The organism is Kiloniella sp. EL199 (genome assembly GCF_900313065.1).
Lineage (GTDB): Bacteria > Pseudomonadota > Alphaproteobacteria > Kiloniellales > Kiloniellaceae > Kiloniella.
The window spans coordinates 264095-284420 of record NZ_OMPU01000011.1 but is presented as its reverse complement, the minus strand read 5'-3'; the positions used below and the strand labels follow the sequence as shown (position 1 = coordinate 284420).

General features: G+C 45.4%; 22 protein-coding genes. 13 read left to right on the top strand and 9 right to left on the bottom strand.

Going from position 1 to position 20326, the window contains the following annotated elements; translation table 11 throughout:
• From D9A03_RS14585 to D9A03_RS20300, 4 genes are all read left to right on the top strand, one after another.
• On the top strand, positions 1 to 2282 hold a 2282-nt coding region (locus D9A03_RS14585), incomplete at its 5' end, for a hemagglutinin repeat-containing protein (protein WP_174233655.1).
• Positions 2283 to 2285: 3 nt separating this feature from the next.
• Complete coding sequence (locus D9A03_RS14580; RefSeq protein WP_216825494.1) at positions 2286 to 2705, top strand: SMI1/KNR4 family protein; 420 nt, start codon at positions 2286 to 2288, stop codon at positions 2703 to 2705.
• Between the two features lie 62 nt (positions 2706 to 2767).
• Positions 2768 to 3019 carry a hypothetical protein gene (locus D9A03_RS14575; protein ID WP_120497944.1) on the top strand — a complete coding sequence of 84 codons (252 nt, stop codon included), beginning with the start codon at positions 2768 to 2770 and terminating at the stop codon, positions 3017 to 3019.
• Between the two features lie 172 nt (positions 3020 to 3191).
• On the top strand, positions 3192 to 3407 hold the full coding sequence (locus D9A03_RS20300) for a hemagglutinin repeat-containing protein (RefSeq protein WP_120497943.1): 216 nt from the start codon (positions 3192 to 3194) through the stop codon (positions 3405 to 3407).
• On the opposite strand, the gene D9A03_RS14565 is transcribed toward D9A03_RS20300, so the two are convergent.
• The 4 genes from D9A03_RS14565 to D9A03_RS14550 all read right to left on the bottom strand — a co-directional run bounded on the left by D9A03_RS14565 (position 3408) and on the right by D9A03_RS14550 (position 5928).
• A complete protein-coding gene (locus D9A03_RS14565) occupies positions 3408 to 3734 on the bottom strand; it encodes an SH3 domain-containing protein (RefSeq protein WP_120497942.1) in 327 nt (108 codons plus the stop codon). It lies immediately after the preceding gene.
• A 172-nt stretch (positions 3735 to 3906) separates the two neighbouring features.
• On the bottom strand, positions 3907 to 4122 hold the full coding sequence (locus tag D9A03_RS14560; protein WP_120497941.1) for a hypothetical protein: 216 nt from the start codon (positions 4120 to 4122) through the stop codon (positions 3907 to 3909).
• 173 nt (positions 4123 to 4295) lie between these two features.
• On the bottom strand, positions 4296 to 4898 hold the full coding sequence (locus D9A03_RS14555; RefSeq protein ID WP_254055057.1) for a YitT family protein: 603 nt from the start codon (positions 4896 to 4898) through the stop codon (positions 4296 to 4298).
• 166 nt (positions 4899 to 5064) lie between these two features.
• Positions 5065 to 5928, bottom strand: a complete 864-nt coding sequence (locus D9A03_RS14550) for a radical SAM protein (protein WP_120497939.1) — start codon at positions 5926 to 5928, stop codon at positions 5065 to 5067.
• A gap of 298 nt (positions 5929 to 6226) precedes the next feature.
• Here D9A03_RS14550 and D9A03_RS14545 point away from each other — a divergent pair, with 298 nt between their 5' ends.
• Complete coding sequence (locus tag D9A03_RS14545; protein ID WP_162938176.1) at positions 6227 to 6553, top strand: hypothetical protein; 327 nt, start codon at positions 6227 to 6229, stop codon at positions 6551 to 6553.
• Between the two features lie 18 nt (positions 6554 to 6571).
• Here D9A03_RS14545 and D9A03_RS14540 read toward each other — a convergent pair whose 3' ends face one another.
• Positions 6572 to 7060 carry a PAS domain-containing protein gene (locus D9A03_RS14540; RefSeq protein WP_120497937.1) on the bottom strand — a complete coding sequence of 163 codons (489 nt, stop codon included), beginning with the start codon at positions 7058 to 7060 and terminating at the stop codon, positions 6572 to 6574.
• A gap of 235 nt (positions 7061 to 7295) precedes the next feature.
• Between D9A03_RS14540 and D9A03_RS14535 the strand changes: the two genes are divergently transcribed.
• The gene (locus D9A03_RS14535) at positions 7296 to 8144 is read left to right on the top strand and encodes a mechanosensitive ion channel family protein (protein WP_120497936.1); all 849 of its coding nucleotides are present in this window, start codon (positions 7296 to 7298) and stop codon (positions 8142 to 8144) included.
• A 41-nt stretch (positions 8145 to 8185) separates the two neighbouring features.
• On the opposite strand, the gene D9A03_RS14530 is transcribed toward D9A03_RS14535, so the two are convergent.
• The gene (locus D9A03_RS14530; protein ID WP_254055056.1) at positions 8186 to 9103 is read right to left on the bottom strand and encodes an ion transporter; all 918 of its coding nucleotides are present in this window, start codon (positions 9101 to 9103) and stop codon (positions 8186 to 8188) included.
• Between the two features lie 311 nt (positions 9104 to 9414).
• On the opposite strand from D9A03_RS14530, the gene D9A03_RS14525 reads away from it, so the two are divergent.
• Positions 9415 to 10512: a GGDEF domain-containing protein gene (locus D9A03_RS14525; protein ID WP_120497935.1), complete on the top strand. Its 1098-nt coding sequence runs from the start codon at positions 9415 to 9417 to the stop codon at positions 10510 to 10512.
• Between the two features lie 124 nt (positions 10513 to 10636).
• Here the strand turns inward: D9A03_RS14525 and D9A03_RS14520 are convergent, their stop codons facing one another.
• Positions 10637 to 12580 carry a methyl-accepting chemotaxis protein gene (locus D9A03_RS14520; RefSeq protein WP_120497934.1) on the bottom strand — a complete coding sequence of 648 codons (1944 nt, stop codon included), beginning with the start codon at positions 12578 to 12580 and terminating at the stop codon, positions 10637 to 10639.
• Positions 12581 to 12756: 176 nt separating this feature from the next.
• Positions 12757 to 13548 carry a cache domain-containing protein gene (locus tag D9A03_RS14515; RefSeq protein ID WP_120497933.1) on the bottom strand — a complete coding sequence of 264 codons (792 nt, stop codon included), beginning with the start codon at positions 13546 to 13548 and terminating at the stop codon, positions 12757 to 12759.
• 334 nt (positions 13549 to 13882) lie between these two features.
• Between D9A03_RS14515 and D9A03_RS14510 the strand changes: the two genes are divergently transcribed.
• Both D9A03_RS14510 and D9A03_RS14505 read left to right on the top strand, forming a co-directional pair.
• On the top strand, positions 13883 to 14875 hold the full coding sequence (locus tag D9A03_RS14510; protein ID WP_120497932.1) for an MDR family oxidoreductase: 993 nt from the start codon (positions 13883 to 13885) through the stop codon (positions 14873 to 14875).
• Positions 14862 to 15779: a GNAT family N-acetyltransferase gene (locus tag D9A03_RS14505; protein ID WP_120497931.1), complete on the top strand. Its 918-nt coding sequence runs from the start codon at positions 14862 to 14864 to the stop codon at positions 15777 to 15779. The genes D9A03_RS14510 and D9A03_RS14505 overlap by 14 nt, the downstream gene beginning before the upstream one ends.
• 188 nt (positions 15780 to 15967) lie before the next feature.
• On the opposite strand, the gene D9A03_RS19800 is transcribed toward D9A03_RS14505, so the two are convergent.
• Positions 15968 to 16453 carry a hypothetical protein gene (locus D9A03_RS19800; RefSeq protein ID WP_162938174.1) on the bottom strand — a complete coding sequence of 162 codons (486 nt, stop codon included), beginning with the start codon at positions 16451 to 16453 and terminating at the stop codon, positions 15968 to 15970.
• Between the two features lie 232 nt (positions 16454 to 16685).
• On the opposite strand from D9A03_RS19800, the gene D9A03_RS14495 reads away from it, so the two are divergent.
• From D9A03_RS14495 to D9A03_RS14480, 4 genes are all read left to right on the top strand, one after another.
• Complete coding sequence (locus D9A03_RS14495) at positions 16686 to 17612, top strand: carbohydrate kinase family protein (RefSeq protein ID WP_162938173.1); 927 nt, start codon at positions 16686 to 16688, stop codon at positions 17610 to 17612.
• A 29-nt stretch (positions 17613 to 17641) separates the two neighbouring features.
• A complete protein-coding gene (locus tag D9A03_RS14490) occupies positions 17642 to 18568 on the top strand; it encodes a pseudouridine-5'-phosphate glycosidase (protein ID WP_120497928.1) in 927 nt (308 codons plus the stop codon).
• 127 nt (positions 18569 to 18695) lie between these two features.
• On the top strand, positions 18696 to 19370 hold the full coding sequence (locus D9A03_RS14485) for a TetR/AcrR family transcriptional regulator (RefSeq protein WP_120497927.1): 675 nt from the start codon (positions 18696 to 18698) through the stop codon (positions 19368 to 19370).
• Positions 19363 to 20322, top strand: a complete 960-nt coding sequence (locus tag D9A03_RS14480; protein WP_120497926.1) for a hypothetical protein — start codon at positions 19363 to 19365, stop codon at positions 20320 to 20322. The genes D9A03_RS14485 and D9A03_RS14480 overlap by 8 nt, the downstream gene beginning before the upstream one ends.
• Positions 20323 to 20326: the final 4 nt, after the last annotated feature.

The following is a 20326-nucleotide window of genomic DNA, read 5'->3' as shown; positions in this document are numbered from 1 at the left end:
GGGGACTTGAAGTCCCTGCAGGCCTTGATGTTAGCCTTGAGGCGGGGGATGGTATTACCCTCACAGCTGCGCAAAGCACCTACGCGCTGGATCATTCATCGAAAAGCAAATCCGCCTCTGTSGGGGCCTCTGTGGGCATTGGTGTCACCGGGGCAACGACTTCTGTGTCAGGGTCGATCTCGGGCAGTGCTTCGAACCGCAATGTCGATAGTCTGACCAATATCAACAGCCGTATTCTCGCCGGGAATGATGTAACCTTGAAATCCGGGGATGACACGACCCTTAAGGGTGCACAGGTGCAGGCTGGGGGATCAATTGATGCGGATGTTGGCGGTGATTTGACCGTAGCCTCTGTGCAGGATACTAACCGGATTGATGGCAACAGCAAGGGCGGTTCTCTTGGCCTGAGCATTGGTCTGGACGGGAGTGGGGATACAAGCAGTGATACCCCCGCTGCAGGCGGAACGGCCGTCAATGGTTCCCTTTCCTACGGCAATGAAAAGGGCCGCAAGGCGTGGGTCGAGGAACAGTCTGCCCTGATTGCCAAAGGCAACGTGGATGTCACCGTCGGCGGGCACACGCAGCTTGACGGGGCGGTCATTGCCTCGACCGAGGGTGATGTTGCACTAGATACAGAGACCTTCGACTACAGCGATATTCAGGATCACGACAATTACAAGAACGTTAATGGTTCTATTTCCGGCTCTATCGGTGTTGGCGGGGGTGATAGTGGAGACAGCGCCTCCCCGGATCTGCTAGACCGCATCGCCGCCCTGCCCACCATCGAAGGGTCCTATGAAAACGCAGAGAAAGAACAGATCACTCGCGCCACGGTTGCAGCCCCGAACGGTGATGCCACAATCACCATCCGCGCCAATCCCGGCCAAGGTATCGAAGGCCTGAACAACGCCCTCGAAAAAGCGCAGGAAATCACCAAAGACAAAAAAACCAAGGTAAAGGTTTATGTAGATGGTGCTGCCATTGCAGAAGTTGTTAGTGGGTTTCAGGGATTGCGAGAGGCAGTCGCAACGGCTGCGGATAAAGTAGAGGCAGTTGCAAACCTTATAGAAGCGCAGTTAGCAGTCTTGCCAGAGGCTCTGAAAGTTAAAGGAGAAGCAATCGATGGTTTGTATCGAGATCTGATTTCGCAAGGTATTGACCCCGAAGAAGCTTATGAAATCATCAATTCTCCTATGGGGGAAATGCTACAGGTCCAAGCCTATCTTGAGAAAAATGGTGGAGATACTGACCTTTCAAGCCTTTCATATGAGGAGCGTCAAAGCCTATATAAAATTCTGGGAACCTCTATTCAACTGGCCTCAACAAGTGATGTTCTTACCGGAATAGGAATTACTCTGGAGCAAGTTCAGCAAGATGCAGGGCTTTATCTACTTAATAATTATAAAAAGGGCTTTAGCTGGGCGGCGGATACCCTGAGAGAAAATCCCGAGGCTGCAACGGCAATCATCGGAATGACTGATATGGTCGCAAATTCAGTGTGGAGCCTTATGGCTGCTGCTGAGGGTGGGTTAGAGGTTGTTAATCCTTCGACTAATGGTCAAGAAAGTCCCGAATTTTCTCTGGATTATTACGCAAGTGAATATGAAGCTGGCGTAAAACGGCTAATCCGTGACAAAGAAGCATTGGGTGAAGGCACCGAAGCTATACAACAAGGGGCTATTGACCTCTTCCTTGAGACAATCAAAGACAGTGATATATCACCTGAAAAAGCTGCTCTTTATGCAACTGTTGCAGCAAGCAGTGTCATCGTCACACGAGTAGTGGCAAAACGTCTCACTGGAGGATCAGGGAACACCCGTAAAGAAGTAAATGAACTTGCTGACACGCTTGATAATCTCACTGACCAGATTAATGTCGTTGAACAAACTGTTCAAAATCGTAAGATTGCAGCCAATTATTTTGGACAAAAACGTCAATTTTGGACACAGGATCCGATAGAATTTAACGGGAATAAAGTTTATCAAAGAAATGATATTATTGATCCTAATCGAATTGATCCAATCAGTGGTAAGACAAACTTAGAGTTAATGAGGGTTGGTCGCGCACCATTAGGGCCTGATGGAAAAGCCGTTAACCTTCATCATATGATACAAACGCAACATGGACCGATTACAGAAGTAACACAGAGTTTCCATCAGCAAAACTTTGGTACAATTCATATAAATACTGGAAAATTACCATCTGGTGTGAATAGAGCAGAGTTTAATGCTTGGAGGCGAAATTATTGGAAAAACAGAGCCATTGATTTTGAGGTTGAATAAATCATGTACACTATAAATGACGCGATTGATGATTTAAATCATGCAAAAGATATTTCAGTTAATAGCAATTTTTTGCCAGATGACCGTTTAATTGTACATTACGAACAATCTACAGGGTTTACATTTTCTGATGACTACAAAAAGTTGCTAAAAAATACAGGTAACGTTTTTGTGGGTTTTCTGTCTCTTTTGGTTCTTAATCCCAACGGGGAAGAACATTACGGTGAATTAAAAAATGCTATTCGTGAAGGGAGAGAAATTGGGTTACCAGAAAGTTGGTTGCCAATATGTGAAGATAATAGTGATTATTACTGCTTAACTCCAAATGGGGAAATAAGATTTTGGAGCCATGATGGTGATGTCGATGAAAAATGGGCTGATTTAGCTACATGGGTAAAAGAAGTGTGGCTTGAGGGAAACTAGTGGTATTCACATACAAGCTATCAATAGTTGCAAATCCTCAATATGGGATTTGGTTATGGTATATGCACAATTGTTCTGATGGCCGTGACGAGAAATATGTATCGCTTGGTAGTTCAGAGAAACTAGAAAAATATGTCGATGTTGCAGAAGGTTCTGTCACCCTAGAAGGGCTATATTTGTCTCCAGAACAAGCATGGCTTGCTGTTGAAGACTTTCTAGATCAGAAAGGCTGGCGATCAAACAGAATTTGTTGGCTGCACGAAAATCAAGTTCCAGAAGGAAAACATTGGCTTGTTTCTTCTGACTGTATTTAGTTTCCACAAATTGGTTAAATTCTCCGACTTCAGCCGGATAAATATATAATCATGGGCCAAAGGCGCTCATTACACTGAATTCTCTAACTTTAGTTGGAGGAGGTTCCGTTAAATTTTCACGCAAAACTTTAAATAAGGCTCCGGCAGTGCATCGAACCGTAATGCCGATAACCTGACTCACACCAACAGCCGCATTCTTGCCGGAAATGACGTCACCCTGAAATCCGGGGATGACACGACCCTCAAGGGCGCACAGGTTCAGGCAAACGGGTCCATTGATGCGGATGTGGGCGGTGATTTGACCGTCGCCTCGTTGCAGGATACCAGCCGGATTGATGGCAACAGCAAGGGTGGTTTTGTTGGTGTCCTTAACCACTTTGGTCATTAGCTATCCACAGTATTCTGAAATGTTCTCAGTTTTCATCCATCCGTAGATTCCGTTCGTCCAGATGTCTTTTTGAGTCATGTCATGTCGTACCCAGATCCAATTATCTGTTTGTTCTGGGGCTAATTCCTGATCTGGGTATAGCACAATGTCACCCTGTGGAATTTCCCGGATAATTTCGGATGTTTCATTGGGGGCGAGATAGAGATTGGCGTTTTCTGCCTCGGTTGTATTCGCTATAACCGTGCAGCCAACTGTCGCCTGCGCTTGTGAAGTGGTGGCGAGAAAGATGCTCATACTTACAGCAAAATGAAGGGGATGGACTTTCACTATACTCTCCGTATGGTTTTGGAGCGGTTATTATTCCATTCACATCTAATTTGAAATTGCCGATCCTCGTAAGACTGTTTGAATGTTTTGTGTTCCCTGCAAATTCAGACGGTAGTAAATGATAAGTTTTAGAACAGTATTATCGCACCAACTTCTATTGGAGCAACTGCACTTAATGCATTCTGAGGGCAAAGACCAAGCAGATGATACTGATGAGCCAGGGTAGGGCTGCGAGAGCAGCAAACTCTCGATCCCAATAGTCTTTCAATCGAATACTTTTTTTCGATGCATTGTGGGAAAAGGCCCCAGCAAGGCCAATGATATATGCCCAAGCGGCAATGGGTCCAAGAAAAGTGACAGCAGCAATGATGTACAGGCTGATTTGCATATTCTGACCTTAGTCTTGATAGAAGCGCGGATCAAACATGACGCCATTTGATAGGTGTATATTGTTTAAGAGATTAACATACTTACACGACATTTGCAGCATAAGTGGATGGTCAGGCAACACCTGTTTCCCTTGGGGGAAGAGTGTAATTGGACTATAGATGGTTTTTGCTTTTAGCTTTCCCCGCCAAAAAATTTATCCAGAACAAACAGGCTACACGCGACCGAAGGGCCGATCAAAACGGCGAATAGTACGGTGCCGAGGCCGACGACACCGCCGAGGGACCATCCGGCGATTACCGCAGTTAGCTCTATACCGCTTCTGATCCATGCGATGGGAAGGTTGGTTTGTTGCTGTAGCCCGGTCATCAGGCCGTCTCTTGGGCCGGGGCCTAAATTGGCGATCAGATAAATGCCACTGCCCAAGCCTGTTACCAGAATGCCCAGAAGGGTCAGCAAGACCTGCGATACATAGCCGTCAGGTGTCGGGATGTAGGGCAGGACAAATTCCAGTACGAGGGCGATAATAATGGCGTTCAGGATGGTGCCGATACCGGGCACCTGTTTGAGCGGCCACCAGAGGATCAGCACGGTTATGCTGACGATAAAGGTTGATAGACCGATGCTCCAGCCGGCCTGCTGACTGACGCCCTGTGCAAGAACGGTCCAGGGGCTGACGCCTGTTCCCGCAGCGATTAGGAGGGCTTCGCCTAGGCCAAATATTGTCAGGCCGACAACCAGCAAGATCACGGTGACAAGGTCAGGTCGCAAATTCAATGGTTTTGGCGAACTCCAGGACAGGGTGGGGACACCCTTGACGGAGAGGAAAGAAAGGCGGGGGAAGATTTTCATGAAAATTTCAGTATCACACGTTACGCATAGAGAGATTTAGTATCATAAATCCGTTATTACAGGCCTATTATCATTATTACAGACTCATTTATCATAGGCCGCGCATAAAAGGAGAACGACGCAAGTGAGTTTGCTCTTTTGCCGCCGTAATAATGTCCAATAGCTTGTTCCTGTCTTTGGGCAGGTTGCCAGCCAGTGGCAAACAGTTCGATGCGTGGTTAGAACGGAAAATAACCGGCTTTGGCGGATCCAGAAGCTTGAGCAACTGTTCCTGCTCCAGGAGGATGGCATCATCATCCTGAAATTCAAACCCTGCTTCCTGCTCTGCCATGAATTCATCAATGGCACCCTCATCGAGGGTGAGTTGCAGGGTCGAGAGATAGGTTGGCGGATGGTTGTTGATCAGTTGGGCGGTGCTCGCAATATGGTCTTCCCAGCCTGCCTGTCCGGCGAGCCCGAGGATTACCGTGGCGGATACTTTCAAGCCAGCGGCGTTTGCATTGTCCAGTGCCATGCCGTGGGTTTTGTGTGAGGCACCTTTGATCACCCGCTTGAGGACCTGTGTCGAGCCTGATTCGATGCCCATGTAAACAAGGCTGAGCTTCATGGCTTTCAGTTCGCGCAACTCATCAACAGATTTGTCGATCAGGTTTTTCGGCGTTGCATAGGCCGATACGCGGGTCAGTTCGGGGAAGGTTTCGTGGAGCTTGTTTAAAATCGCGCGCAGATTATCCATCGACAGGGTCAGGGCATCGCCATCAGCAAGAAAAACACGGCTTGCCGTGGGCCATTCGCGCGCCGCCTGATCAATATCCGCAAAAACCTGATCCAGTAGTCTGGCCCGGTACGTTTTGGTCTTGTACATGGAACAGAAGGTGCAGTAATTGGCCGAGCACCCAAGCGTTGCCTGTATGATCAGGTTGTTTCCTTCACTCGGAGGGCGATAGAGCGGCATATCGTAATAGATGGTTCTTCCTCCGAAGTGGGTGTTAAAGGTCGTTTCGTAACAGAGTAGGTGAATTTGCTATGTATTTACTCGACAAACTCATACGTATCGATTGTTTAGTCAAGTTAGTTGGTGGTTCTGTTGCTACGCTGATCTTAGTGCTTTTTTGCTATGGCGTTTAATAAAGGGCTTTGAAACAAGAAATTGCTGACATTGTCTCTGTAAAAAAGAAGAAGATGATATTATATTCTGTGGTAGGTAAACGGTTTCAATCAGCAAGAGTACTTTAACAAGCTACGGTTAAGCGATGAGTGATACGTTGGAAACTTACAACAACTCTACCTATAGCGGCTCATCTTCCCGCAATTCTAGAGTGTTTATTACGACATCGGTTGATAAGTTATATCGCTCTGAGGCTTTTCAACAAGGCTATGAGGATTATCGTCGTGGCTTGCCGTTTGATTATCCCAAACGTTGTAAGGGGCCAAACCCGAGCCTTAAAAGTGCCGAGCTTGCCTATGAAACTGGTCGACAATTTGCGGCGTGGCTGGGGCCTAATTTTTATCGCTCAAACTTGATCTGCCTGCGATCCAAATTCTCTGAAGCGATAAAGTCCAGAAGTATTATTTTGTAGTGTTTTTTATTGAAATCTCTATTTGGTTGGCTCTCTCTGTATACTGTATAGCATCACCATGTTCACATGTTCTCCATCCGGGGATAAGGGGACAAATATTGTTTCATCGCCGACGATAATGCCGTTTGAATTTGGCATATCCATATCGTCAAAGACGATGCCTTGATTATTGATGGCATGGTTATAGTTTTCCCAGGTATCTTCCCAGGTCGTTGCGTGAAAATGCTCTTTGACACTATCGCCTGTGGGGTCTTTTCCCCGGACGGCAACTTCGTTTGTTCCGACCAGTCGATAGGTTAAATTCAAGGTTTCTTTATCGACATCAACCAGTGTTATTCCGGGTAAAAAGTCCACCATCTCTATAGGGTCAAAATCGCTTCGGGCGGGAATGGTGTTACCTTTGCATTTTGATTTCCACATTTGATAAAATGCAGCAATCCGTTCGTCACATTGATCAAGAAAGCTTTCATCAAAATCCCGGTTATAAAATTTTTTAGGTTTTTTCATTAAAAGCGACTTTCAAATATGAAACCAAAGTGAAACAGGATTAAATTACATCTCCTTTCGATAAGCATGGCGCAAAGAAGTTAAATATATGTTCAAAGAACCAAACAATTTTTGTGGAATGCTGATTAACTATTGATGCTTTCTTCACTTCACGCTTTGATGTGGGCAAGGAATTCTAAGCCAGCGATGGTCATAAATGCATAGTAATCAGATAATGTTTGGCGGTGGTTAGACGATGGATGAAGAACTCAAAACTGCTGAGGCCCTGATCGATACGATCATTGAGTTTGGGGTGGCCTATGGTTTTCAGATATTCGGGGCAATCATTGTTCTGATCATTGGTTTGAAGATTGCCAGCTGGGTTGGTGGCAAGGTGACGGTGCTATGCCTGCGTAAACAGCTTGATCAGACACTGTCCGGTTTCATTGGCAATATTGTCAAAGTCGTTTTGATAGCTTTTGTTATCATTATTACTCTTGGCAACTTCGGGATCAGTACGGCCCCGCTTATTGCTCTGGCTGGGGCAAGTGCCTTTGGTATGACCCTAGCAGTACAGGGTCCTTTGTCCAACTATGGCGCGGGGCTTTCCATTATCCTTACACGGCCCTTTACCATTGGAGACACCATTATCGTCAAAGGGGGGAGCGGCGTTGTGCATGAGGTCAAGTTGGCCTATACCCAGTTGATTGGTGAAGACAAGGAACTCATCACAATTCCGAACAAACGGATTGTCGGCGAAGTTATTACCAATTCCCACAGCAACCGGATAGTGGAAACACGTATCCCCCTCGCCGGATCAGTGGATATCGACCGTGCTATCAAGGTTTTGCGCGGTGTTCTGGAAGTAGATGATTTGGTGCCCAGTGAACCGCGGGCGCAGATCGGTGTGCATGACTTTACGTATGGCGGTATTGTTATCGGTATGCGTTACTGGGTGCCCAGCCAACGCTATTATCAAGAGCGATACCGGGTAAACACAGCCCTGTTAAGCGCGCTTAAGGCTGAACAGATAGAGTTACTCTCTGGTAGAGGCATGGCGATCACATTGAATGATACCACGGCTGATTTTGAAGAGGTATCCTGAATTCAACCGTCGCCTCCCTCAACCGCCTTCCCCGTGAGGTCTTAACTCTTGGAAGGTGTACGGTTATCAGAATCAGATAGTTGATCGATCTTGTTTTCCAGCACATCAAAACGATTGATAAGCGCCTGAAGATCATCATGCGTAATATTCGCCATCTCTGTTATCTTTTCGTCGGTATCGTTTTCATGTGATGTCTGCATGGCATCCACAATGATACCGATAAAGAGATTGAGTACCGCAAAACTGGTGATGATGATAAAGGGAATAAAGAAAATCCACGACAGCGGGAAAATCTCCATTGTCGGGCGTACAATACCCATAGACCAACTTTCCAGTGTCATAATCTGAAACAGTGTATAGGCCGATGATGATACGGATCCGAACCATTCCTGCATGTTTGGATCAGGATGTTGGCCAAAAAGTTTGGTTGTTAGAACGGCAGCCACGTAGAAAACGATGGAAAGAACTCCGACAACAGAAAGCATACCGGGAACAGAGGCAACGATTGCGCCAATAACCCGACGCATTTGCGGCACCACGGAAATCAATCGTAAAACACGCAGAATACGGAGAGCACGTAAAACAGCAAAGGCGCCACTGGCCGGAACCCAGGCGATTGTGACGATAAGCAGGTCAAAAATATTCCACCCTGACTTAAAGAATCTCAACCGATGGGCATAAAATTTTAAAGCAAGTTCCAGCGAGAAAATGACCAGAATGATTTTATCTGCCCAATAAAGCAATCGGGTCTCGGAGGGTGTCAGGCTTGAGCTGGTTTCCAGTCCCAATGTAACGGCATTGATCAGAATAAGAATGGTGATCGCCCAAGTGAAGACGTTCCCTTCCAAAAACACATGTAGCTTTGTATTCCGTGGATCAGAGGTCCCAGAATTTTGCTGAGTGTCTGCCTGGGGTTGTTCTTTTGATATCTGGTTTTGAACCATGGGGTCGATCGCCATCTGATGTAATGCTTGTCTGTTGTTACGCAGTTATCGTTTATGCCTTAATTTCACGGCTCATTACTTAACGCAGGAAACTTTTTGGTCAAGAGTTTGCTGAACGAAAAGAAGTTTCGTCAGTGAAAAGTCAGTCAAATCGATTACTCAGAATATGCTAATCACGAACATCAAAGTAACGTTTTCAGCAAAGACATGTTTTTTTAACCAAAATGTGTTAATAGAAGGTGCCATAAGAAAAATAACACTCCACCATAGATTAACAGATCTGTCAGATCCATTGGTGCAAAAGGGCAGTGGGGGTAGTTTCTGTAATGCTGGCGTTCGGTAACCCCGAAGAGACACTCGGGGCAGGGCTTGAAGTTGAAGAGTTTGTTCTGGGTCGGGGGACTGGTGATCAAAGCTATGTTTTGCGTACGCTTGCGCCACGCTTTGTTGCCACAGTTCATTCCAGCAACAATCCTGACACAAATTTCGATGCAGATGAAACCCGAATTTCCGACGTGATCTGGTGGGATGCCGAACCTTCAGCTAAAGAGGTCGACGACTTACTCTCAAGAGCTTTGGCTTCTGTCCTTGAGATTGAGAAACACCAGGAAAAAGAAGTAAAACAAAAGATCAGTGATGCCTTGATACTGGCTGAAGAACGCTTTGATATCGAACGTCATAACTTCCGCGACATTGGGGAACGTCTAGAGGCTCAGGCCGAAGAACTGGCGATTATTGCCGAAGAACAACAGTTGAATATTGAAAAGAGAATAGAGGCAGAAAAAGCATTACGTCTGTCTGAAGAGCGTCTGCAAGTTCAGGTTTCTGAGCTGATTGATAGCGAAGAGCGCATGGCTGCTCAGGCTCAGGAAATGGTTTGGCTTGCCGAAGATCTGCAGGCGGCAGAACAGAAGATGAAGTTCCTGGCTAATCACGATGCTCTGACACTGTTACCCAGTCGCCGACTTTGTTTGAAATACCTCAAGGATCTTCTTGCTGAAGACAGAGCAGAGGGAGAGAAAACAGCGGTCTTTTTTATTGATCTTGATGGTTTTAAAGCAGTTAACGATACCTTGGGACATGAAGCCGGGGACGCCATTTTGGTTGGCGTGGCTGATCGTATTCGTGCGCTTTTGGCACCGGAGGATATGGCCGCGCGGATTGGGGGCGACGAATTTATCATTCTGCTAAAAGAGGCGACAAGCCGGGATGGGGTTAGAGTACTTGCCGAAACTCTGATTGAACAACTGAACATTCCTTTTTTGTTGGATGGCGAAGAAGCAAGAATTGGTGCTTCGGTTGGAATTGCTTTTTCGCTTGATGACGGAACGACAGCTGAACAGCTCTTGAACTGTGCTGATCAATCCATGTATACGATCAAGAAAAAGGGTAAGAATAGTTTTGGTTTTTTCTCTGATCTTTGATTTTTTTTCAGAAAAATTTGCTTCTGCTCCAAAGCTTTTTTTGGGTGGTAAAACAGGGTATATACAAAACAAGCCCCGTTTTTGGGACGGGGCCTGCATGATCGGAAGTTTTGTCTGAATGTAATTAACTCTCCCGCACTGTGGACAGAAAGCCTTGTACTTCGGTTCGAAGGTTTTCAGCCATCGACTGCATTTCGCTTGATGATTCGAGCAAGTGTTGCGCTTCTTTGCTAACCTGTGTTGATGCGCTTGTAACAACCTCAACATTTGAAGAAACCTCTTGTGTACCAGCGGCGGCTTTTTGAACAGAGTTCGAAATCTCCTGTGTTGCGGCACCCTGTTCTTCAATAGCGGCTGCGATTGCGTTGGCAAATTCGTTCATTCGCTCAATTGTGGTGCTGATATTGGTGATTTCCTGTACAGATTGACCACTCGCGCCTTGAATACCGTCGACCTGCGTCTGGATATCTCCTGTCGCCGAGTCTGTTTGATTTGCAAGCGTCTTTACTTCAGAAGCAACGACTGCAAAACCTTTGCCGGCATCTCCGGCCCGTGCGGCTTCGATGGTTGCATTGAGAGCCAGTAGGTTGGTTTGGCCTGCGACATCCTGAATAAGGCTGACAACCTCACCAATACGCTGTGCGGCATCGGCCAGAGCTGTGACTGTTTCGCTGGTGCGGTTGACCCCGGCGACAGCTTCGGAAGCAACCTGTATAGATTGAGTAACCTGTACACCAATCTCGCGAATAGCCGCAGAAAGTTCTTCTGTTGCTGCAGCTACAGTTTGTACGTTCTGACTGGTTTCAGTTGCAGCATTTGAAACAGCCATTGTCCGGGCGTTTGATTCTTCCGCACTCGCTGTTAGTTGGCTGGCAACATCCTGAGTATTACTGGATGCCTGCACAACGGCTTCAACAATGGACAGGACAGACTGTTCAAATGAATCTGCCATTTTATTCAGCGTTTCTCGGCGGTCACGCGCGTGTCTTTCTGTCGCTTCTTCGTTTTCTTTTGCCAGTCGTCTCATTTCGATGGCGTTGGTTTTGAATACATCGACAGCTGCGGCCATGGATCCGATTTCGTCATTCTTGTCGCTACCGGGAATTTCCACTTCCAGATTACCACTGGCAAGATTTGTCATGGCATCTGTCATGCCAAGTACAGGTTTGGAAACCCAAAGACGCACAAGAATACCGAGCAATCCCATAATCGACAGGACTGCGACAACCGCGGTAATGATAGAGGTGATGCGAAAGTTGGTTAATTCCTGGAAGGCAGCATCTCTATTAATCGCAAGACCGAGATACCAGTTTACAGTGGGAAGACCATCAACTTTGAAGAAGGCAAACATGGTTTCGCTATTGCCTGTCGTAAAATCAGTTGTTTCTGTGCTCACCGTTGGTGTGTCTTCAGGGAAGGCTTCTGCAATTGGTTTCAGGGTCCATTCTTTGTCTGGATGAATTAAAATTGTCCCCTGATCATTGACCAAAAATGCATAGCCTATACCGCCGAGGTCAACAGAACGCACCAGGTCACCAAGTACTGTGATTTCAATATCACCCCCGGCAACACCGAGTACGTTATTTCCATCAATGACCGGGGTTGTAACCGTCACAATCAGGTTGCCTGTTGACGCATCTTCGTAAGGTTCGGTTAGAGTACTGGATTTTGCACTTACCGCATCCGTGTACCAAGGGCGTTTGCGGGGATCATAATCACTCGGCAGCTCATCATCGGGAAACATGGTCATGACCCCGTCTTTACTGCCAAAATAAGTAAACATGAAGGTATCGTTCAATACCTTTCGATCAACGAAAGTGTTTATATTTTCAGGTGCTGGATTTGAAAGGATGTTTTGTCCCACATTCTCAATAAGGACTTGCCGACCACTGATCCAGTTTGAAATCCCTGCCGTAGCTAAGGCACCAGTTTCATTCACGTTGGATTTTAACGACGTTCGAATTTCATCGTTTTGGTGAATATCAAAATACAAAATAAAAGCAGAAAACGTAACGACAACAATCAGGGCTGCCGCCGCTAGAATTCTGCTTCCGATATTAAAGGACATAGTTCTAATCTCCAGGTGATCAATAATTTATTGATCTTTGTTCAATGTCTCAGAGCTATTATTCCTTGAATATATAAAAAAAGTGATAATATTCTGTCGTTGTGAAAGGAAAAAAATCCTCTTTACTTTTTAGAATACTTTAACTGATTGTAATGATGACGATATGTAGAGTAATTTTATTTATTTTTTTTGCTGAAGGCAGCACAAATATACCAATCAGAAGCGGGAATACCATTGATTTTATAGAAGGTTAGTATCGTTCCTTTTTGATCTCCTAAAGTGACGGCATGATTTTCTTTTATTTCTACATGTTCTGTGCTTAAGGCATGCTTGAGAGAATGTAGTGATTGTACTGTACTGGTGTGGAGTAAAATTTTTCCCTGTCGATTAATTAAGAAAAATTGACTAACTCCTTTTTTTATTTCGGTTTTTAATAGCTTTACAAGAGCCTGAGCATTTATATCACTGCCAAAGATACCGAGAAGATTTGTGCCGTTGAAGACAGGGGTGGTGATCGTTAATATGAACCCGTCTGTAGCGGCGTTATGGTAAGGGTCTGATAATGTTGTCACCTTTGCTTTTTTTGTTCTTGTATACCATGGCCTGTTGCGGGGATCGTATCCTTCGGGATATTCGAAATCGGGAAGTATTGTTATTATGCCATCTTCGCTACCAAAATAGCTGTATAGGTAGTCATCGTCCCACACAGTATTGTTTAAATAGGATTTCACCCTTTGTGGCTTGGAGCCAGAACTTATGGCTTGCCCAAAACTTTCTATCAAAAATTGATGTTTTCCTATCCATTCTGAAACTTTTGAACTCTTTGAATATCCTGCTTCTTTGACTTCTAAAGGCACTGTTTTGAGGGCAGTATTGTCGGCTGTGGCATTGAAATGAAATAAAAATGTAGAAACAAGGATAATAAAGCATATCGAAAATGATGTTTTCAATTTAATCAGGCAAATCATTTCTTACTCTTCTCATCTGAATGTTAATTTTAAATATGACACTTCTAATTGTTTGATTGATATAACTGCTTTACAGGAACTCATTTTTTGTCTTGAGCCGCTACTGTTTCGACAAAGTACAAAGCACATGGTACGCGAAAGAACGATTACTTCCTTTCTCCTTGGGATAGGGGACCTTATTTTCCAGCATGATTTTTGTAAGTTTCTTTTTTTGGTTGATGGTAGAGCGAAGTACTTTTTTGGTATCTCACTGATCTTATCTAATGTAGCTTGTCGTTATTTACATAATAAGACAACTTTTAATGCCGCCATGCTAAATTGTTAGGAAGTGATTATGTTTAAAGCTCTGGTTGTTGATAAGTCCGAAGAAGGTGTAGTGAGTTCCGAGGTTAAAGAACTGGAAAATAGCCGTCTTCCCGTTGATGGCAATGTGACTGTGGCGGTGGAATATTCTACTGTGAATTACAAAGACGGTCTTTGTATAACGGGGAATGGTGGTTTGGTGCGTAACTATCCCCATGTTCCGGGAATAGATTTTGCCGGAACAGTCGAAGAGTCTGATGATGATTGCTATGAGGTTGGTGACAAAGTGGTATTGACCGGGTGGCGTGTTGGTGAGGCCTGGTGGGGTGGTTATGCGCAAAAAGCACGTGTGAAGGCCGACTGGCTGGTGCCTTTGCCTGACGGGTTGAGCACGAAACAGGCGATGGCAGTGGGAACAGCTGGATTTACTGCGATGTTGGCCGTTATGGCGCTTGAGGGCCATGGTATGAAGCCTGATCAGGGTGATGTTCTCGTTACAGGGGCTGCAGGCGGGGTTGGTTCCGTGGCAACGTCTATTCTTGCAAAGCTTGGTTACAGTGTTGCCGGAGTTACCGGACGCCTTGATACCGCAGAATATCTTAAAGAACTTGGTGCAAGCCGTATTGTTGCCCGGGAAGAATTGAACGAAACAGTGAAGCGTCCGCTTGAAAGTGAAACATGGGCAGGGTGTGTGGATGCAGTTGGCGGAGCTATGTTGGCACGTGTCCTGGGGCAGATGAAATATGGTGCGTCTGTTTCTGCTGTTGGCCTTGCTGGCGGTGCGGCGTTACCTGCGACGGTTATTCCTTTTCTGCTTCGCGGGGTGAATCTTCTAGGTATTGATTCAGTTATGCAGCCCTTCGAAAATCGTCAAAGAGCCTGGCAACGTGTTGTTTCAGATCTGCCGCTAGAGAAGCTTGAAAAAATGGTGCAACATGCAACACTGAATGATTTACCAGATTTGGGATCTGCCATCTTGAAGGGGGCAGTTCAGGGGCGTATTGTTGTCGATGTTAACGGATAGGCCTGAAGCATCTTCTTTTGAAAGTTTAACACCTGATGATGTGCCTGCAATTTATAATCTGATTGAAAACCTTGGTTGGACGCATGTTGCTAAAGATCTTGAGATTATGCTGCAGGTTGGCATTTTTCTAGGTGTTCGTGATGCTAATGATGATGTAATCGCGACCGGTGCTCTTTTCCCCTATGGAACAGGCTTGGCATCAATCGGGATGATCATGGTGAGTCCCGAATATCAGCGGCGAGGATATGGCCGCGCTGTGATGGACGCACTACATGGTCATGATGTCACACAGGGACGGACATTATGTTTGATTGCCACAGAAGAAGGTGAGCCACTCTATCGTCGTTGTGGATACCAGGTCGCCGGACGTATCAGGAAATTTTTCGGCTCTCCGGAGGTATTTTTAAGTAAAAGCACGGGGCCTCGTCTCGACCATGTGATGCTTAGGGAAATGCAGAGAAATGATATGGAGAGTGTCGTCCGTTTGGATACAAAGGCCTTGGGAGCAAGCAGGCACGAACTCTTGGAGCAGAGATTTCTTCAGGCTGATCACGCAGTTGTTGCTGAGAATAAAGATGGTGAGATTATCGGGTTTACTCTTGCCAGCCCCCAACGCGAACAACATCACGTGGGACCAATGGTTGCACCGGATAGAGATACAGCATTGGCAATGATAAGATATGTAGCAGAGCGTTCAACCAAAGAACTGCGTATTGATGTTCCTGAAAAGCAAGCCGAATTACACAATCTTTTACCAGATCTGGGATTTGATCTGATTGCAAATCCGCCATCAATGGTCCGCCCTTCAACAATGAGGCAAAAGAGTTATTCATCTCTCGGACAGTCTGTTTATCCCGGCTGTCGTGAGCTATATTGGTCGATTATGAGCCAGGCTTATGGTTAAGTAGCCTTATGTTTATGCTAGGCCAAAGTCGACTTTTGGGTGAGTAATAAGCTGTTTCTTCCTATCTTGTATTTGGAACAGAGAATGGCAAACTATTCGGTATTTATTAAGATCACTGAACTCGTATTATGTTGATAAGAAGTGTGGTCACAGAAATTCAAAAAACCAAAGACTGTGAAACGATGTGTCTACACAGTCTTAGGTCTTATTAGGACTTCAGTATGTTTTTTAGGTTGTACCATGAGAGGTGGCGCTCTGGCAGGAGGTAGCGGCGCTGGTCGATCATGGGATATTTCTGATAGCTCAATCCAATTATCCGTTATAGCAAAGTTTGTTTGGTATAGAACGGGATCATTGACGGGTAGAGGAGCAAGGGTTACCGAAGCCAATGAGCAAGCAGGACAGGAAAGGTCCAGCGTACTTTCTATTGGTTGGCCATCATCCCCAGAGTTTAATGAAAGAACTCTGAGCCCGCTTGGTGTACAGATAACAAAAACATCTTCTGAGTTGATATCCGGATTTTGTGGCGGGTTTGCCCAACTCTGTTCCAGCGGAACAAGGATTTGTAAGCATAGAGATATAATTGCTGCGAACGCAAAAAATGTGCGACGAGAGAAAAAGCGGGGTGAGAAGCCGCTCTTTTTTGATGTCGCTCTTTTTACGTTTTTTTTCACGCGATGCTCTTTACTTAAATTTTGTCGTCGCCAGTACTGAACCGGTATTGAAAATGACAAAGACAAGATCATTCAATCAGCCAAAAATCATTTTCACGTGTGAGTTTAGATAATATTGAGTAAGAAACATTGATATTGATCAAATGTACGAAGGTCTTCTGGTCTTATGAGGATGTTTCTGTGTAAAACGTTTGCCGTAACTGTTCTTTAGCCTGTTTCGCGAGTTAATTTGTTGGAAAAGAAAACTAAGTCGGTGCTTTGCATTGGTGCAGCCCATTGGGATGTGCGCTCTGAATGCCACACAGAGATTCGACAAGGGACATCGAACCCGGTCACGGTTTCACGTTACCCCGGCGGGGTTGCCCATAATGTGGCAATGAATCTCAACAGACTCGGTGTCGAGGCCGGATTATTGAGTTATTGGGGACAGGATGTAGCTGGCGATGCCTTGGAGCAGCAGTTCATTGCCCAAGGACTCGATGTTGTCGCTTTGCCCAGATCAGAGGCCTTTTCGACAGCAACATATACGGCTGTTCTTCAACCCGGTGGTGAGTTGGCTTTTGGTTTGGCTGATATGGAAATCTATGATCATGTTAATCCAGCGATGTTTACCGGACTGCAGGATCGTTTGGCTTCTTATCCGATCTGGTTTATCGATACAAACATGCCCGTTTCGGTGTTAGAGGCCTTATCAAAGGGATATGGCTCTGAACAGTTTCTCGCAGCGGATGCCGTTTCTGTTGCAAAAGCGACAAAGCTTAACTCTATTCTGAAATATCTTGATATTCTGTTCTGTAATGTGGATGAGGCAAGTGAGCTGGTTGGGCTGACAGTCGTATCAGAAGAGGACATCGTCAAAGCTGGTTCTGCGCTTACGTTAAAGGGGGCAAAATCAGTTGTAATTTCTGCGGGTATCAAAGGTGCCTATATTTTCCAAGGTGATAGTTTCAGGCACTTCCCTGCGATCGAGGTTGAAATTACTGATGTAACAGGTGCCGGAGATTCGTTGATTGCGGGTACTCTTAGCGGCATAGCCGAAGGATATAAGCTGGATGTTGCTCTGAAGCGGGGCATTAATGCAGCAAGTATTACCGTAAAAGATCAGGGCGCGACATCTGAGAACTTGCGAGATCTTTCTCTGGGCGCTATTGGCTCTTGAACTCTTAAAAATAGACTATTGGTAAAAGTATGAATCCGAAATTGGAAAAACACCTGAATATTGCTCCTGAAGTTGCGAAGGCTCTTGCCGAGGGAAAAGCTGTCGTTGCTTTGGAGTCAACTATTATTGCGCATGGGATGCCCTATCCAAAGAATGTGGAAACGGCACGTGAGGTCGAAGATCTGATTCGCCAGCAGGGCGCAGTTCCAGCAACAATTGCTGTGCTCGATGGTGTTATCCGTATCGGTCTGGACGAAGCTGCATTGGAAAAACTGGGTAAGGCCGATAATGTTGCAAAGCTATCCCGCCGGGATTTACCATTGATAGTTGCGCAAAAAGGTGACGGCGCAACAACGGTTGCGGCAACAATGATTTGCGCAGCAATGGCTGGAATTTCTGTTTTTGCGACGGGGGGCATTGGCGGTGTTCATCGGGGTGCAGAGAATGATTTTGATATCTCTGCTGATCTGGAAGAATTGGCAAAGACACCTGTCGCTGTTGTTTGTGCCGGTGCGAAATCTATTTTGGACCTACCGAAAACACTCGAGTTTCTGGAAACCAGAGGTGTGCCCGTTGTCGGCTATCAAACAAACAGGTTTCCCGCTTTTTATTGTCGCGATTCCGGTTTGGATGCCCCTTTGACGGCTCAATCTGCAACGGAAGTTGCAGGTATGCTGGCTGTACAACAAGACCTTGGATATCAGGGCGGGGCTGTAATTGCGAACCCAATTCCTGAAAGCCATGCCATGGATAGAACTGAAATGGATGGTGTAATTGCGTCGGCATTGAACAGCGCGACCCAAGATGGAGTTTTTGGCAAGGCAATTACCCCCTATCTTCTTGGTAAAATCGTTGAGTTGACTAAAGGGCGTAGCTTGGAATCCAATATCGCGCTTGTAAAAAATAATGCAGTTCTTGCGGCAAACATTGCCAAGGATTTAAGTGCGTTAAGCTAATTTATGCAATGAATTTGAGATAACGCCATATGTCATAATTGATGTGTGGCGTTATTTTTTTGTTGAATTTTGAACGGTGTTCATTATTTTATTATTATAGCTTAATTGTAACTCAGGGTTTTAGCTGATGGCGCGTCGTGTTGATCATAGTCCAGATGAATTGAAAATGATGATTCTTGATGCGGCTCAGGAATTGGTTGTAGCGGGTGGAATATCAGAACTTTCTGCGCGAAAGATTGCGCAAAAAATCGGCTATGCGCCAGGAACGATCTATAACGTTTATGCCAACATTGATGAGCTTATTCTGACCTTGAATGGCAGAACACTGGAAGGATTGTATGACCATCTGTCCATGATTTGTTTTGATAATACAACAGCGAGACTTGGCTCAGTTAACCAAAATGTTGAGAAGCTTTTGATTGGTTATCTGGCCTTTATTGATGAGAACAAAAGTTTGTGGCGTCTGCTTTTTGATCACGTGCCGTCCAATGAAGAAGGTTTGCCTGACTGGTACAATCAACGGGTGTCAAAACTATTGGGCGTTATTGATCAGGCCTTGTCGCCTCTTTTGTCAGAAAGAACTTCAGAAGAACGAAGGCATATTTCTGCAACGCTTTGGGCCAGTTTACATGGCATTATTTCACTGGCAGATAAAAAGAAGCTGGATGTGGTTGTAAGCCAATCCTCGCATGATGTGTGTAGCTTGCTGATAACAACTTTTCTAAAGGGCCTCAAAGATCACGGTGGTCTCGCAGAGGAAATTTATCGTAGGGATCTCAGTGAGGGGAAAGCCAATGATTGACAGTATCGAAAAATACCTGCGCCAGGGGATGGAGTTGGCAACAGAAAGCCTTCGTACAGACAAAGGCGTTCCCCTTAATATTACAATGCCAACGCTTGGGGGTAAGCAATTTTGGCGGGACGAGTTTATCTATGCAGGATGGCGTATACAGTACAACCTGTATAGCGGGCATTTTCGTTTGCTTGATCCTGATGATAAACGTCAGGCGTGGGGAACGTCAGAAGACTGTTTTTCTGTTTTTGAAGAATTGAAGATCCAAAAGAAAATTGTGCGGCCTTTGCATCCTGAAACCGACGGTGTGCATCTTTTGGTGATGGTTCATGGGATCACACGCTCAGGTGATACGTTCCAGAAAATGAAACAAGCCTTTGCAGAGGAAGATTATGAAGTTGCCGCGATCACCTATCCCTCTACAAGAGCTTATATTCACGAGCATGCAGATCAACTAGCCAGAATTTTATCGCATCGCAATGACGTTAAAACAGTATCATTTATTACGCATTCTCTGGGGGGATTGGTTGTCAGACAGCTTCTGGCAAATCTGACATTCTGGAAAGCAAAGATAAATATTGGCCGTTTGCTTATGGTTGCCCCGCCTAATCAGGGTTCGGCCATCGCAGAATGGGTCAAACAGATGGCTTTCTATCAACTTATTTATGGAAAGTCAGGGCAAGAACTGGTGCCTGATTTCGCGCAAAAAATACCAACCCCTACATGTAAAACTGCGATTATTGCAGGTGGGAGATCAGATGGCGAGGGGTATAACCCTCTGTTGCCTGGTGATGATGACGGGGTTGTTTCGGTGGAAGAAGCCCGTTTGCTGGGATGTGATCAGGTGCTGGTGTTACCTGGATTACACTCGTCACTGTGTGATAAAGACACTGTCGTGGCTGCTGCACTTAATTATTTTAGATCAGGAAAGCTATCCACTGATAATGATCTAGAGGTTTAAGAAT